Source organism: Thermodesulfobacteriota bacterium, assembly GCA_026415035.1.
Classification (GTDB): Bacteria; Desulfobacterota; BSN033; order BSN033; family UBA1163; genus RBG-16-49-23.
In genome coordinates this window covers 21276-35702 of sequence record JAOAHX010000021.1, presented here as the reverse complement: position 1 = coordinate 35702, position 14427 = coordinate 21276, and the positions used below count along the sequence as shown (strand labels likewise).

Below are 14427 nucleotides of genomic sequence, written 5' to 3'. Positions count from 1 at the left end.
TGAATCTCACGCTCGATTTTCGAATCTAAGGAGGGACGTTATGCCATGGACGATGTTTGGTCGAACGATTCGTAAAGTGGGGGTGATCGGATCGGGAAACATTGGCCCCGACATCGCGCTCCACTTCAGCCAAAACCTCTATTCCTACGGGGTGCCGGTGGTCGTCGTCGATATCGTTTCCTCTGCCCTGGAATCGGGGTCAAAGAAGGCCGAGTCGAAGATGGCCAAGGCCGCCGAGAAGGGGATTTATAAGAAGGAGGTAGCGGAGTCCATTTTCAAGAACCTGATCTTCACCACCGACTATTCGATGCTTGGCGATGCCGACCTCGTCATCGAGGCCGCCTTCGAGAGCATCGAGGTCAAAGAGAAGATCTTCAGCCGCTGCGAGGAGGTCTGCCCAAAGACTGCCATCCTCGCCACCAACACCTCCCATATCGTCCCTGACGATATCTTCTCCAAGGTGAAGGACAGAGCCCGGTGTCTGGCGATCCACTACTTCTTCCCCGCCGATCGGAACATCGCCCTCGAAATCATCCCGGCCAAAGAGACCGACCCCGGCCTGGTGGAGTTTCTGATGAAGTTTTACGAGTTCATCGGAAAGGCCCCCATCCATGTGAAGCCCCGTTACGGCTTCGCCCTGAACCCGATCTTCGAAGGGGTCTTTCTCGCCGCCGCCCTCACGGTTGAAAAAGGCCTTGCGACGGTCAAACAGGCCGACGCCATCGTCCAACAGGCCCTGGGCATGGGGGTTGGCCCCTTCACCGCCCACAATTTGGCCGGAGGAAATCCCCTCACCCAACATGGCCTCAATGGCATGACCTCGACGATCATGCCCTGGTATCGATCCCCCAAGATCCTCGATGACCAGGTGAAGTCCGGAAAACCCTGGGAGGTGGCTGCCAAAGGGGAGAAGGTCGACTACTCTCCCGAGACCTATCAGGCGGTGGTGGACCGGGTCACCGGCGCCTACATCGGGATGGCCTGCGAAATTGTAGGAAGCGGCATCACCAACATCAGCGATCTCGAGCTCGGGGTGGAGATGGGTCTGGTGATGACCCCGCCCTTCACCCTGATGAACCAGTTGGGGATCCAAAAGTCCCTCCAATTGGTGGAGGCCTATGCCAAAGAGAATCCCGGGTTCAAGATCGATGAGATCCTGAAACGACAGGCCGCCACAGGAGGGCCCTGGAAGATCCCCGTCGTTTTGAGAGAAGACAAGGAGGGGGTCGCCATCGTTAAGATTCGGAGGCCAAAAGTTCTCAATGCCCTCAACGAGGCGGTCTTCCAACAGCTCAAGGAGACGTTCGAGGAGATTCAGAAAGATCCCGCCGTCAAAGGGGCCATCCTCACCGGTTTTGGAACGAGGGCCTTTGTCTCCGGCGCCGACATCGGCATGCTCGCCGCCCAAAAGACGGCCGAGGAGGCGGAGGCGGCGTGTCTCAAGAATTACGCCATCCTCGACCTCATCGAGAACCTCGGCAAGCCCGTGGTCTGTGCCATGAACGGGCTGGCCTTTGGCGGTGGAAACGAGATCGCCATGGCCTGCACCGTCCGGATTGCCAAAAAAGGGCAGAAGGTCTTCGTGGCCCAGCCTGAGCCGAGGCTCGGCTTCATTCCGGGAGCCGGAGGGACCCAGAGGCTCCCAAGGCTGATCGGCCTGGAGAAGGCCTGGCCCATCCTCCGGAGTGCCAATCCGATCTCGTCAGCCCAGGCCAAGGAGATCGGCCTGATTCAGGAGGAAGTCGATGGCGACCTGATCGAGGCCGGAATTCGATGGGTGAACGACCTTCTATCGAAAAAGGTTACCCCTCCCACGATGCCGAAAGGGCCTATCCCGATCCCCCCGACCCTTCCGGAAGTCGATATCGGCCACCTGAGTCGGAAGATCGACGAGCTTTTACAAAAGGCGATCCTGGAAGGTGCCAAGACGACGTTAAGCGAAGGCCTCAAAATCGAGGCCAAGATCTTCGGCGAATGCTTCTACACCGAGGATAGGGCCATCGGGATCGAGAACTTCCTCAAGAATGGGCCGAAGGTCAATGCGAACTTTGTCCATCGATGAACCTCATCCGTCTCCGTCGTCGAGGGTTCGATCCTTTTCTCGAAGGAGGGATCGACGAGGCGAAGTGGAATAGCCGGAGGATTTCATGTCGGACCAAATTTACCGGTTGGGCTGCGATATCGGGGGGACCTTCACAGACTTCGTTCTTCTGAACGACCAGACCGGCGAGGTCAGGACCTACAAATGCCTCACCACCCCTAAGGACCCCTCCGACGCCGTGGAGGAGGGAATCCGGGGCCTTGAGAAAGACCTTCCCCGCTTCGTGGAAAGGCTCGACGAGGTCATCCACGGCACGACCCTGGTCATCAATGCAATCATCGAGAGAAAAGGGGCCAAGACGGCCTTGATCACCACCAAAGGGTTCCGCGACGTCCTCGAAATCGGGAGGGGATTACGATATGCCCCCTACGATATCTTTGCCGAGTTTCCCAAGCCCCTCATCCCCCGCCACCTTCGCTTCGAAGTCGATGAGAGGATCCGCAGCGATGGCAGCGTGTTGAAGCCCTTGGATCCGCAGGAGGCCAGGGAGGTCGTTCGGAAGATTCTGAAGTTAAAGGTCGAGTCGATCGCGGTCTGTCTGATCAACTCCTTTGAAAATCCCGTCCACGAAAAGATGCTCGAGGAGATCATCCTGGAGGAAGCGCCGGAGGTCTCGGTCTCCATCTCCTTCAAGGTCCTCCCCCAGATCAAGGAGTTCGAGAGGACGAGCACCACGGTGACCAATGCCTACGTCAAGCCCCTCACTGGAAGATACCTCTCCAAGCTCTCGGGAAGGCTGGAGGGTCTCGGATTCCGAGGCAAACTCTTCATCATGCTCTCCAGCGGAGGGGTCACCTCCGTCGAAACGGCCTCGGAATTCCCCGTGCGGATCATCGAGTCCGGCCCGACCGCGGCGGTCATCGCTGGACAATATTACGGAAAGCTGTTCCATATCCAAGAGATGTTCTGCTTCGACATGGGCGGGACCACGGCAAAATCCTGCCTCATCCAGAAGGGAGAAGCGGGCATCGTCCCCACCTTCGAAGTGGGTCGGGTCCAGAGGTTCATGAAGGGAAGCGGCCTCACCATCCAGGTGCCTGTGGTCGATCTCATGGAGATCGGGGCCGGAGGGGGAAGCATCGCGAGGGTGAGCCGGATGGGAACGCTCCAGGTGGGTCCGGAAAGCTCAGGGGCCGATCCTGGGCCGATCTGCTATGGCCTCGGGGGCACGGAACCCTGTGTCACGGATGCCGACCTTCTCTTGGGATACCTTGACGAGAATTACTTCCTCGGAGGCAAGATGAGACTCGACAAGGAGGCGGCCCGCATCGGGGTCGAGGAGAAGGTCGCCCGGCCCCTCGGGGTCCCGTACATCCAAGCGGTATGGGGCATCCACGACCTCATCAATGAGACGATGGCGGCCGCGGCAAAGACCCATATCGCCGAAAAGGGAGGGAACCCAGGTCTGGTCACCATCGTAGCCTTTGGCGGAGCCGGGCCGGTCCATGCCTATGGCCTCGCCAAAAAGTTGGGGGCCCCCCGCCTCATCGTTCCGCCCAATGCCGGGGTGGGATCGGCCCTCGGGTTTTTCACTGCCCCCAGGGCCTATGATGTGCTGAGAAGTCATAAGGTGGCCTTAGGGGCCGCCGATTTCAAGGAGATTGAGGGGATCTTCCGACAGCTCGAAGAGGAGGCCATGAGGGTCCTTCAGAAGCAGGCCTCCAAATCGGAGATCCGATGTGAACGCTCTCTCGACATGCGTTTTGTGGGCCAGGGTTCTGAGACCCCTGTCCCGATTCCAAACGAACCCTTCACGAACATGACCAAAGAAGAGATCCGGCGCCGGTTCGACGAGGTCTACGAGAAACTTTACGGAAGGACCTACCCCGATTCGGAGGTGGAGTTCATCAACTTCAAGGTGAGGGCGAGCCTCCCCGAGCGACTGATTCAATTCCAGAGGCTTAACCCGGAAGGAAAATCCCTTGAAAAGGCGACGAAGGGCAGTCGCCTGGCTTACTCCCAGCTGGCCAGGACGTTCATCCCCTTTACGGTCTACGATCGCTACCAGCTCTTTCCGAAGGCCACCTTCCGCGGGCCAGCCATCATCGAGGAGAAGGAATCCACCGTGGTCGTCGGAGAAGACGCCACCGTGAGGGTGGACGAGTTCGGTTTTTTATGGATTGATCTAAGGAGTGGATCGGGCGGATGACGTTTCTTCGTGACATTTGGGAGGTATCGTGTTATTCCTCTTTTCTAAGGAGAACGTATGGGACAGACCTTCGACCCCATCACCCTCGAGATCCTCTGGAGGAGACTGATCTCCATCGTGGACGAAGCCGACAGCGCCGTTGCCCGCACCGCCTTCTCCAGCCTCCTCAGGGATGCCCACGATTATACCTGCATGTTCACCGACCCGAAGGGTCGGGAGCTGGCCCAGGGGACCTTTGCCACCCCTGGACAGTCCGGCGCCATGGCCTTGGGCATCAAGGGCCTCGTTAAAAAGTATCCTCCCGAATACTATAAACCCGGGGACATCTTCATCACCAACGACCCCTGGGCCCTGGCAGGCCACTTGAACGACGTCTGTGTCATGAGCCCGGTCTTTTACAAAGATCGACTGGTCGCCTTCACCGCCTGTGTCTTCCACCATTCCGACATCGGGGGAAGGGTCTCCTCGGACAATCATGACGTCTTCGAGGAGGGCCTCTTCATCCCCTTCGTGAAACTCTATGAGGGAGGCGTCCTCAACTCCTCTGTGCTCGAAATGATCCGATGGAACGTCCGGACGCCGGAGGAGGTGATCGGCGACATCCGTTCTCAGATTGCGGCCAACCATGTCTGTTCGGAGAAGATTTGCCAGATGCTCAGGGAGAATGATCTGGACAGTCTCGACGACCTCGCCGACCAGATCATCAGCCGCACCGAAAAGAGCATGAGAGAGGAGATTGCGAAGATCCCGGACGGCCTCTATCGGGCCGAAGGGAGGATCGAGCAGATGAAGGGCGAGCAAGATGTGGTGATCCGGGCTGCCGTGGAGGTCAGGGGGAGTGACATCCTCGTGGACCTGAACGGATCTTCCCCTCAGGTGAACTGGGGTGGAAATGTCGTCTACAACTTCACCTATGCTTATGTCTTCATGGCCATTAAGAGCATGTTCGGCCCGGACATCCCCAACAACGATGGCTGTGCCAGCCCGATCACCCTGGTCGCCCCGGAAGGGACGGTGGTCAACTGCAAATTCCCAGCGGCCGTGGCCGCCCGCCTCGTCATCGGCCACTTTCTTACCGAGATCATCTATCGGGCCCTTGCGGAGGTCGCCCCTGACCGGGTCATTGCGGCCAGCGGAGGAACCCCGGCCCAGATGAACGTCTTTTACGGGAAGAGGAAGGATGGCAGGCCTTGGCATTCGGTGATCATCCGGGGAGGTGGAATGGGCGCCAGCGCCATTGCCGATGGAAATTATGTCTTCATCTTTCCTGCCAACGGGGCCAACACACCGATCGAGATCATCGAGAGCGACACCCCCCTCATCGTTGAACGACGGGAGCTTTTGACCGATTCCGGTGGGCCAGGAAAGATGAAAGGGGGGCTCGGCCAACGGGAAGTCTTTATAATACCGGAGGATGAGCATGGGCCTCAACCCCCGGTCAACCTCGGAATCCAGGCAGGGAGACACGTCTATCCTCCCTTGGGCCTCTTCGGAGGGAAACCGGGATCCAAAGCCCAGTTTCTGATCAATGGCGTCCCAGGGAATCCTTACGGCCTAACCCAGCTCCATCTGGGGGATGTGGTCACCATTGATTCGGCTGGCGGCGGAGGATTTGGGTCTCCCCTGGAACGCGATCCTGAGGCCGTGGCCAGGGACGTCCTCGAAGGATATGTAAGTCCAGAAAAGGCAAGGGAGGACTACGGTGTCGTCCTCGACCCTGACTCCCTGAGGGTCGATGAAGAGAAGACCCAAAAATTGAGAGAGAGTTTGAAAAAGGAAGGCGGTTTAAAACCCTTCTGAAGGAACCTTGCGAAGGGACGCACAACCCCACATCCGGAGGGCGAGATGGGAAAGAGCTTCATGCCACAGATCAGGACCGAGAGGGAGCTAAAAAAACTCCAGCTGGAAGGGCTTCAATGGACGGTCAACCATGCCTATGAGCACTCCGAATTTTATCGGAAGCGTTTCGACGAGGCAGGAGTGAAGCCCCGGCATATCAAATCCCTAAAGGACATTTCAAAGCTCCCCTTCACGACCGCCAACGACCTCCAGGAAGGATACCCCTTCCCGTTGAGGTCCGTCCCGTTCGAAAAGATTGTGAGGATTCACGCCTCCTCCGGGACCACCGGCAAAAGGAAAGTCCTCTGTTATACCCAGAAAGATATCCAGGACTGGGCCAACATGTTTGCCAGGTGTTACGAAATGGCGGGCCTGACATCGAAAGATCGGGTCCAGATTGCGGTCGGCTATGGGGTATGGACTGCAGGGGTGGGATTCCAGATCGGGTGCGAGCGATTTGGCGCCTTGGCCATTCCCGTCGGGCCTGGCAATCTCGATATGCAGTGTCAGTTTCTCGAGGATTTTCAATCCACCGTCCTTTGTGCCACCGCTTCGATGGCCCTTCTCATGGGGGAGGAGGTGGCGAAGAGAGGCCTCAGGGAAAAGATCGGTCTGAAGAAGGTCATCATGGGGTCTGAACGCTCCAGCGATGCCATGCGACAGAGGATGAAGGAACTCCTCGGCGTGGACCATGTCTTCGACATCACCGGATTGACCGAGCTCTACGGTCCGGGCACCGGGATCGACTGCGAGCGCCACGAGGGGATCCACTACTGGGCCGATTACTACCTCCTGGAGTTGCTCCACCCAGAAACCCTCCAGCCTGTCGCCCCGGGCGAGACCGGCGAGATGGTCGTCACCACCCTACGTAAAGAGGCGGCTCCCCTCATCCGATACCGCACCCGGGATCTCACCCGGTTGATTCCAAAACGGTGCAGCTGCGGTTCCATCCTTCCCCTCCACGACCGACTCTTGGGGCGATCCGACGACATGTTCATCTTCAGGGCCGTCAACATCTATCCTGGACAAATCGACCATATCCTTTCCCACACCCAGGGGGTGGGGAGCGAATATCAGATCCATCTCGAACGGAAAGAGGACGGGAAGGATTACATGACCATCAAGGTCGAAAGGGGGCAAGGGGAAAGCCCAGATCGCGATCCCGATCTGGCGCGGACCATCGAGGAAGAGATCAAAAAACAGATCTTGGTCAGTGGAAAGGTGGAGGTGGTCGACTATGGATCCCTCCCCCGTTCCGAACGAAAGAGCAAACGGGTCTTTGACCATCGGGACCAATGAACGGAAAGCCCGTGAGGGGAAAGGGGGTGGTGGAAGCCTTTTTGATCGATGTTGGAGACAGGGGAAATTTCCGATCAAACGAATGGTACGTTTAAGAAATGGTACGCTTCAGAAAGGAGGTAAGAGGAGATGAGAAGGATTTTTCTATGGGTCCTGATTGCCATGCTGATGGCCTATGTCTCGGGAGGAGGGGCAGGGATCGCGCCCGCCCATGCCCAGATCAAGCTCAGCTATGCTAACTTTCCACCCGCTCCGACCTTCCCCTGCGTCCAGATGGAGAGGTGGAAGACCGAGGTGGAGAAGAGGACGGCCGGAAAGGTAAAGATCGATACCTACCCGGGCGGCACCCTCTTGGGAGCCAAGAACATGTTCGACGGGGTGGCCGCTGGAACCGCGGATATCGGCAACACGGCGACCTCTTACTTTCCCGGGATGTTTCCCGTGATTGAATTCGTCGACCTTCCTGTCGGATGGCCCAACGCCACCGTGGCCAGCGCTGCCCTCTGGGATCTGACAGAGAAATATAAACCGAAAGAGCTGGAGAAATTCAAAGTCCTCACCATGTTCACATGCCCACCTGCCAACATCATGTCGATGAAGCCCATCCTCAGCCTGGAAGACCTGAAGGGCTATCCGCTGAGGGCCTCTGGGACGGGCGCCAAGATCCTCGAACTCCTCGGGGCCTCCGCCGTGGGCATGCCCCAATCCGACGTCCCTGAGGCGATCCAGAAGGGCGTGATCAAAGGCAACGTCTCCTCCCTCGAGGTCTTGAAGGATTTCAAATATGCCGAATATTGCAAACACGTCACGGCCAATCTCAACCTCTTCGTCGTCTCCTTCGCCGTGGTGATGAACCAGAAGAAATGGGAGGCCCTTCCGCCCGATGTGAAGAAGGTGATGGACGACCTCCGCCTGGATCAGGCGATCTGGACCGGCCGGTATGTGGATAACCACGTGAAGGAAGCGATGAAATGGTCCGAACAAACCCACAATGTTCAGGTGTACCGGCTGTCGCCCAAAGAGATTTCGAGATGGGAGGCGATGCTGCGGCCCATGATTGATAAACATCTCAAGGATGTGGAGGCCAAGGGCCTTCCCGCCAAGGCCATCTATGACGACATGATGAAACTGAAAGAGAAGTATAGCAAACAGTTCCCGGATTGAGATCTCAGGAGGGCTTCTCTCCGAGGGGCCCTCCTCAAAGATCTCCATTCACGCCATGACCGGGGCAAAGCATGAGGATCGAAGTGAACAGATTCCGCGAAGATCTCAGCAGGTGGTTCAACCTGTTCGGTGCCATCGCCCTCATCCTTCTGACCGCGATCGCCTGCCTCAACATGTTCATGCGGATCGTGGGTTCCCCCTTCAAAGGGGCTTATGAGCTCGTCGGGTTCTTCGGAGCCCTTGTGGTCGCCCTGCCCCTCGGATACGCCCAGATCAACCGGGCCCACATTGCCGTGGACATCCTGACGCGGCGGTATTCCAGAAAAACCCTCCGATGGGTGAACGCTTTCAACTCCCTCGTCTGCTCTGTCCTCTTCGTCCTGGTGGCCTGGCAGACCGGGGCCTATGGGACCGCCATCTGGAAAAGGGGTGAGACCTCTGAAACCTTGAGAATCATCTATTTCCCTTTCGTCTATGTGGTGGGCCTCTGTTGCCTCGTCCTGGCTTTTATCCTCCTGACCGATGTGTTTAACGCCCTTCGGTCCCAAAAAGGAGATCGATAGATGGTCGGTCTGATCGGCATCCTCGTCCTCCTCGGATTGATGATCCTCCTCCAGATGCCCGTGGGCTTTGCCATGGCGCTGGTCGGTTTTCTCGGCCTCTGGTATGTGACCGGGATCGATTCTGCCCTCTCCATCCTCGGGACGGAGACCTGGTCGATCTTCTCCTCCTATGGCCTGACCGTCATCCCCCTTTTCATCCTGATGGGCACGATCTGCTTCTATTCCGGGGTCAACAAGAACCTCTACGAGGCGGCCTACAAGTGGTTCGGCCGCACCCGGGGAGGGGTGGCGATGGCCACGATCATGGCCTGCGCAGGGTTCTCGGCCATCTGCGGTTCCAACAATGCGACGGCGGCCACCATGTCGACTGTGGCCCTGCCGGAGATGGAGAAGTATCGATATCATAAGGCCCTCTCTTCGGGAGCCATCGCCTGCGGCTCGACCCTTGGGGTCGTCATTCCTCCGAGCGTGGTGCTGATCGTTTACGGGATCCAGACCGGCCAGTCGATCGGAAAGCTCTTCTGGGGATCGACGCTCCCGGGCCTTCTCTTGGCGTTTCTCTTCGTGCTGACCGTCTACCTCATCTGTCTGAGACATCCGGAATGGGGACCTGGAGGGCCGAAGGTCAATCTCCTCGATAAGATCAAGGCCACGCCCGGAATGGCCGAGATGGTCATCCTCTTCGGTTTGGTGATGGGAGGACTCTATTCAGGCGCCTATACGCCGACCGAAGCCGGGGCAGCGGGAACCTTCTTCGCCCTGTTGATCGCATGGACCATCCGGAGGAAGCTGACCTGGAGGGGATTCCTCTCTGCCCTGACCGATGCCTTGAGGGTCACTTGCATGGTCATCGTCATCGTCTGGGGAGCGGTGATCTTCGGCCGATTCTTGACCATCAGCCGACTTCCCTTCCAGGCGGTCGATTTCGTTTCAACCCTTCAGGTTCCTCCCTACATGATCTTGACCTGCATCCTCCTCATTTATGCCATTGCGGGGATGGTGATGGATGCCCTCGGTTTCCTCCTGATCTCGATCCCGATCTTCTTCCCCATGGCGGTGAAGTTGGGATACGATCCCGTCTGGTTCGGCTGTATCCTGACGGTGGTCACCACGCTGGGGGCGGTCACCCCACCCGTGGGGATCTGCGCCTATGTGGTTTCGGGCATGGCCCCGGACATCCCCCTCTCGACGGTCTTCCGAGGCGTATTTTGGTTCATCCCTGCTTATGTCGTCACCATGGCCTTGATGATCTTCTTTCCTCAAATTGCCCTCTTTCTGCCGGGGTTGGTCAAGTAGAGAGATTCCCGAGGAGAGCGTTATGAACCGATTCGACTACCTCAAACCCCGAACCCTGGAGGAGGTCTTCCGGCTGCTCGATCAATACGGGGATCGGGCCAGATTGATCGCCGGGGCCACAGACCTCCTGGTGATGATCCGCCAGAAGAAACTCTCTCCCGATGTCCTCATCTCTTTAAGGGGGATCCCTGGACTCGATCATGTGGAGTCCAACGGAGAATTTAAAATAGGCGCCCTGGTCACCCACCGGAGGATCGAGCAGTCCGAGGAGATCCGAAGGTATTTCCCTATCCTCTCTTTGGCCTCGGGTCAGCTCGGCTCTGTTCAGGTCCGCAATGTCGGAACCCTCGGAGGAAATCTCTGCACCGCCTCGCCCTCTGCGGAGACGGCCCCTGCCTTGCTCGTCTATGAAGCTCAGGTTCATCTGGTCAGCGAAAAGGGGGAGAGATGCCTCCCCCTCGAAACCTTCTTCCTTGGCCCTGGCGAAACCGCACTGGGCAAAAAGGAGGTCCTCAAGGAGGTCCTTCTCCCCTACCCTCCAACCCATAGCAGGGGGGTCTATTTGAAACTGGGGCGGAGAAGGAGCGTCGATCTCGCCGTCGTCAATGTGGCGGTCCTATTGACGCTCAACCCCTCCACCCGAATCTGTGAACGGGCTCGCATCGCCCTCGGGGCGGTCGCCCCCACTCCCATCCGGGCGAAGAAGGCCGAAAAGGTCCTCGAGGGAAACCCTTTGGAGGATCGCCTCATCGAACGAGCAGCGGAAGAGGCGAGGCAGGAGTGCCATCCCATAACCGATATCCGGGGGTCGGCAGAGTACCGAAAAGCGATGGTCGGCGTCCTCGTCGAAAAAGCCATCCGCCAATCGATCGAAGGGTCATAAATGTCAAAAGGTCGAGCCACGACTCCCCCACGAAATCGTCCATTTCTGGAATGAGAAAGGACGGGTCCACCATGAAACAGACTGTCCATTTTGTATTGAACGGAGATTCCGTTGGGATTGAGGTGGAGCCCCACCGCACCCTTCTGGAGGTTCTCAGAGACGATCTGGGCCTGACCGGTACCAAGGAAGGATGCGGCATGGGAGAATGTGGGGCCTGCACGGTTTTGGTCAATGGAAAGGCGGTCAACTCCTGCCTCTTTCCGATCCTTGAGGCAGAGGGGACCAGGATCATGACCATCGAAGGGCTGGCGGAGGTAGATGGAAAACTCCATCCCCTTCAGAAGGCCTTCATAGAGAACGGGGCGGTTCAGTGTGGGTTCTGCACGCCAGGGATGATCCTATCGGCGAAGGCCCTCCTCGACGAAATCCCCCATCCCACTGAGGAGGAGATCCGCCTAGCCATATCGGGTAACCTCTGCCGGTGCACCGGATACATCCAGATCATCCAGGCAATCCAGGCGGCCAGTCAAAAAGGATAAAGCGGTTGAATGAGTTGAAAATTATGGGGACTAGTGACGAGATGGGTCCGAAAAAAGAACGCAAGGAATTGGAAAGGGAAGCTTCGGGGTCGACGGTTATCCTCGGATCTATTTTAAGAAAGTTCGAAAACGGTTCGAAAAGTTAGTCGTCCGAAATTTGAATTTGTTTCCGATTTCGAGCTTCCAGTTTCGGCTGGGATAACAGGAGGTTACATGTCGGAATTTTTTGCCGTCGGAAAGCGAATTCCCAAGATCGATGCCGAAGAGAAGGTCACCGGAAAGGCCGTCTATATTCAGGACCTGAAAATCCCGGGCATGCTCTGGGGAAAAATCCTTTACAGCCCCTACCCTCATGCGAGGATCCTTCACATCGACACCTCGGCGGCAGAGCGGCTGCCTGGGGTCAAGGCGGTCCTCACCGGATATAACACCCCCTTGATCAAGTTCGGGTTTTATAAAGACAATATGCCCCTCAAACGGGACAAGGTTCGCTCCTGCCGCGACGAAGTGGCGGCAGTGGCGGCCACCGATCCCGACATCGCTGCGGAGGCCATCGAACGGATCAAGGTCGAGTATGAACTTCTTCCGGCGGTTTTCGATCCAGAAGAGGCGATGAAGGAAGGGGCTCCCCTGATCCACGAAGACCACCTGGGCGGAAAGGAAAAGAAACCGACCAACGTCCTCAACCTCCCCTGGAGACTGGTGGCCGGAGATGTGGAGGAGGCGCGAAAGAATTCGGCATACATTGCAGAGGATCGGTTTAGACTCACCTGGGTCAACCACTGCTGTATGGGGACAAGTGGATGCATCGCCCTTTTCGATCCGAGGGACAACCTCACCCTTTACAGCAATACGCAGATCCCCTCCTTAGCTCAGAGAGACTTTACCGAGGCCCTTGCCGCCATGGGGCTCGAAGGCAAAAGGGCAAGGGTGATCAAGACCAAAATAGGAGGGGCCTTCGGAAGCAAATTGGACACCTATGCCTATGAATATATCGCCATCCTCCTGGCCCACAAGACCCGAAAGCCCGTCAAAATCGTCTTCACCCGTGAAGAAGAGTTCTTCGCCACCTCTCCGAGACAGCCCGCCATCATCGACATCGCCCAGGGCTGTACCAAGGAGGGCTTGCTGACCTTCAGGGATGTCCGAATGGTGCTTGACAACGGGGCCTACACCTCCTGGGGCGCCACCACCCCTTCGGTCATGATGATGCCCACCTCTTCCCTCTACAAAGTCCCCAATGTTCGATATGTGGCCAAATGCGTCTATACCAACAACACCTATTGCCAGGCCTTCCGGGGATATGGAAACCCCCAGGCGACTTTTGCCATCGAGTCTCAAATGGACATCCTTGCGGAGATGGCGGGAATCGACCCGCTCGACTTCAGGATGAGAAATGCGAATACGGCCGGCGAGGTCACTCCGCAGCGGTTTCACATCCTGACCTGTGGGTTGGGCGAGTGTATCGATGCGGTGGCACAGAAACTGGATTGGCGGCAGAAAAGGGGGAGGAGGAACGGAAGGGGCGTCGGGATGGCCTCCCTCATCCACGTTGGCGGCGGAGCCCGGGTGTATAAATCGGACGGCTGCGGGACGATCATCAAGGTCGATGACTTTGGAACGGTCAATGTCATCACCGGCGCCACCGATATGGGACAGGGGGCCGATACGGTGATCGCCCAGATCGTTGCCGAAGAGCTGGGCGTGCGAGTCGAGGATGTCGTGATCACCCATACGGATACGGACATCTGTCCTTGGGATGTAGGGGCCCATGCCAGCCGGACGACTTATGTGGCGGGCAACTCCGCCCGGATCGCTGCAAAAAAAGTGAAGGAGCAGATCCTCGAGGTGGCCTCCCGGGTCCTCGGAGAAAACCCAGAACACCTCGATATCCGGGATCGGGTGATCTACTCCAAAGTCGATCCCGAAAAAAAGTCTCCTCTTGGGAAGATCCTCAGGGCCTCTCACTACAGCACGGCTGGAAGGATGGTGATGGCTGAACATTTTTACGATCCGCCCAACGAAAACCTGGACAAAGAATTTAAGGGGAATCTTTCGGTCACCTATGCCTACGGGACCCATGGCGTCGAGGTGGAGGTGGATCGAAAGACCGGCCAGGTGAAAATCCTCAAATATATCGCCGCCCACGACGTCGGGAGGGCAATCAATCCAATGTTACTGGAGGGACAGGTCTATGGAGGGGCGGCCATGGGAATCGGATACGCCCTCATGGAACAACTTGTCCTAAAGGAAGGAAAAGTCCTCAATCCCGACTTCCGGGATTATAAGATACTTACGGCGGCTGACATGCCTCCTATCGAAACGGTCGTCATCGAAACGGACGACCCCACCGGCCCTTTTGGGGCGAAAGGGATTGGAGAACCAGGGCTCGTCCCCACAGCGCCTGCCATTGCGAATGCCATTTTTGACGCCATTGGCGTCAGGATCAAGGATCTCCCAATTACCCCTGAAAAGATTTTAAAGGCCCTGAAGGATAAAGGACATTGATGTCCAAATTTGTCATTTCTTAGGCAATTCTATCACAATTTATCCACTTTTTCCATTATCTTCCATTCCGACTTGCCCCAGAGTCC

Annotated in this window: 10 protein-coding genes; all 10 read left to right on the top strand. The window is 57.3% G+C overall.

The genetic code is table 11. From position 1 onward, the window contains the following. Positions 1-40: 40 nt before the first annotated feature. Positions 41-2062: a 3-hydroxyacyl-CoA dehydrogenase/enoyl-CoA hydratase family protein gene (locus N3G78_11740; GenBank protein ID MCX8118592.1), complete on the top strand. Its 2022-nt coding sequence runs from the start codon at positions 41-43 to the stop codon at positions 2060-2062. Positions 2063-2147: 85 nt separating this feature from the next. Next, positions 2148-4250, top strand: coding sequence for a hydantoinase/oxoprolinase family protein (locus N3G78_11735; protein ID MCX8118591.1), 2103 nt, complete (start codon positions 2148-2150; stop codon positions 4248-4250). Positions 4251-4307: 57 nt separating this feature from the next. Continuing rightward, a complete protein-coding gene (locus N3G78_11730; GenBank protein ID MCX8118590.1) occupies positions 4308-6050 on the top strand; it encodes a hydantoinase B/oxoprolinase family protein in 1743 nt (580 codons plus the stop codon). A gap of 45 nt (positions 6051-6095) precedes the next feature. Further along, the gene (locus tag N3G78_11725) at positions 6096-7388 is read left to right on the top strand and encodes a phenylacetate--CoA ligase (GenBank protein ID MCX8118589.1); all 1293 of its coding nucleotides are present in this window, start codon (positions 6096-6098) and stop codon (positions 7386-7388) included. Between the two features lie 129 nt (positions 7389-7517). Then, a complete protein-coding gene (locus tag N3G78_11720) occupies positions 7518-8552 on the top strand; it encodes a TRAP transporter substrate-binding protein (GenBank protein MCX8118588.1) in 1035 nt (344 codons plus the stop codon). Positions 8553-8635: 83 nt separating this feature from the next. Beyond that, the gene (locus tag N3G78_11715; protein ID MCX8118587.1) at positions 8636-9115 is read left to right on the top strand and encodes a TRAP transporter small permease; all 480 of its coding nucleotides are present in this window, start codon (positions 8636-8638) and stop codon (positions 9113-9115) included. Continuing rightward, on the top strand, positions 9116-10411 hold the full coding sequence (locus N3G78_11710; protein MCX8118586.1) for a TRAP transporter large permease: 1296 nt from the start codon (positions 9116-9118) through the stop codon (positions 10409-10411). A 22-nt stretch (positions 10412-10433) separates the two neighbouring features. Beyond that, complete coding sequence (locus N3G78_11705; GenBank protein MCX8118585.1) at positions 10434-11294, top strand: xanthine dehydrogenase family protein subunit M; 861 nt, start codon at positions 10434-10436, stop codon at positions 11292-11294. Positions 11295-11365: 71 nt separating this feature from the next. Beyond that, positions 11366-11833 carry a (2Fe-2S)-binding protein gene (locus tag N3G78_11700; protein MCX8118584.1) on the top strand — a complete coding sequence of 156 codons (468 nt, stop codon included), beginning with the start codon at positions 11366-11368 and terminating at the stop codon, positions 11831-11833. Positions 11834-12046: 213 nt separating this feature from the next. After that, positions 12047-14341, top strand: a complete 2295-nt coding sequence (locus N3G78_11695; GenBank protein MCX8118583.1) for a xanthine dehydrogenase family protein molybdopterin-binding subunit — start codon at positions 12047-12049, stop codon at positions 14339-14341. The last annotated feature ends 86 nt before the right edge of the window (positions 14342-14427 follow it).

Bases quoted from the DNA above. Each gene is read 5' to 3' on its own strand.
- N3G78_11740 (MCX8118592.1), top strand. From the start codon at position 41: ATGCCATGGACGATGTTTGGTCGAACGATTCGTAAAGTGGGGGTGATC.
- N3G78_11735 (MCX8118591.1), top strand. From the start codon at position 2,148: ATGTCGGACCAAATTTACCGGTTGGGCTGCGATATCGGGGGGACCTTC.
- N3G78_11730 (MCX8118590.1), top strand. From the start codon at position 4,308: ATGGGACAGACCTTCGACCCCATCACCCTCGAGATCCTCTGGAGGAGA.
- N3G78_11725 (MCX8118589.1), top strand. From the start codon at position 6,096: ATGGGAAAGAGCTTCATGCCACAGATCAGGACCGAGAGGGAGCTAAAA.
- N3G78_11720 (MCX8118588.1), top strand. From the start codon at position 7,518: ATGAGAAGGATTTTTCTATGGGTCCTGATTGCCATGCTGATGGCCTAT.
- N3G78_11710 (MCX8118586.1), top strand. From the start codon at position 9,116: ATGGTCGGTCTGATCGGCATCCTCGTCCTCCTCGGATTGATGATCCTC.
- N3G78_11705 (MCX8118585.1), top strand. From the start codon at position 10,434: ATGAACCGATTCGACTACCTCAAACCCCGAACCCTGGAGGAGGTCTTC.
- N3G78_11700 (MCX8118584.1), top strand. From the start codon at position 11,366: ATGAAACAGACTGTCCATTTTGTATTGAACGGAGATTCCGTTGGGATT.
- N3G78_11695 (MCX8118583.1), top strand. From the start codon at position 12,047: ATGTCGGAATTTTTTGCCGTCGGAAAGCGAATTCCCAAGATCGATGCC.